Annotated in this window: 2 protein-coding genes; both read right to left on the bottom strand. The window is 34.5% G+C overall.

Annotation, left to right across the window (positions count from 1 at the left end):
* Positions 1-315: ATP-binding protein (locus ABNX05_RS26015; RefSeq protein ID WP_349662336.1), on the bottom strand; the 315-nt coding region annotated here is incomplete at its 3' end.
* A partial coding sequence (locus ABNX05_RS26010; protein WP_432760177.1) for a Mu transposase domain-containing protein occupies positions 312-1,073 on the bottom strand: 762 nt, incomplete at its 5' end. The genes ABNX05_RS26015 and ABNX05_RS26010, both read right to left, overlap by 4 nt.

Below are 1,073 nucleotides of genomic sequence, written 5' to 3'. Positions count from 1 at the left end.
ATTTTCACTACTTTCAATAAAACGCAGTGTAGTAAAATCATGAATTTGCTGCGGATTTATCGATGGTTGGAAGTCAAAATCAAAATCCTTTATTTCTTTTAAGTTAGGAAATGCGCCCACTTTTACCATCGCATGAATCATATTTTGCTCACGTAAATCAATTTCATAATTTGTTAGCTTAATCAACGTATCAATAAACGATAATTGATTATGAACACTGAAGTCTACGACTTCATCTAGATGTGTGATCATCTGCTTTAATTTTAAATACTCTAGATTCTTTAGAAGCTGCTGATAGTTTGTTTGCTGTATCATGTTTCATACACCTCTCCAATGGCTTTTAGATTATTTTTCGCTAAAGCATCAATATCTGGATAATTAGGTGCAGAAACTTGCAACGTTTCTTTGTAATCCGAAGGACGAATATTTAATTTTCGTTTAGATATAGGATGTTGTGCAATGCACTCCATGTTATAATAGATCCATAATTGATCATCATGTATCTGTATCCCAACTTTTTGCCCAATGTACTTGGTGGGGACTGAATACTGGTTGGCTTTGTAGGATATCATACTTGATGTATTCACTTGTACAAGCTGATGCTTGATACGATAAGAGTTCCTGATTTTTTCTGTTGGTAGCGGAAGAAGGGAGCTCTTTTCTTTTTCTAATGCAAATACAGGTATTTTTCCAGAGCCTTGGTGAAAAGATTGATTGATACGATTCATCAATTTTTCAATAAACTGATATAACTCTTCTAAGGTCAATTGACCTTGATACGCATGGATTTCATCTATAAATTTCATCTGTGTTTCTACTTTACCTTTTGTTCGAGGACGTCCCGCAATACACGGTCGTACCTTGAAATCAAAATCCTTCGCAAATGCTGCGAACCGGCTGTTTACTTTTCCTGAACTATATTCTGTTCGTGGTTTATCCATAATCGTTTTTGGATTATCCGTTACAATTTCTTTTGGAACACCGCCAATTTTTTCAAAAGCTTCTGTTAAAAATGAAAATAAAATATCTTGTGTTTTGCGCAATGTTAGCGTAAAGACACGGAATCGTGAATA

The sequence above is a fragment of the Lysinibacillus zambalensis genome, from assembly GCF_040183165.1.
In the GTDB taxonomy this organism is placed as follows: domain Bacteria; phylum Bacillota; class Bacilli; order Bacillales_A; family Planococcaceae; genus Lysinibacillus; species Lysinibacillus zambalensis.
Note: the sequence above shows the minus strand (reverse complement) of the source record. Positions and strands in the feature narration are given on the sequence as shown.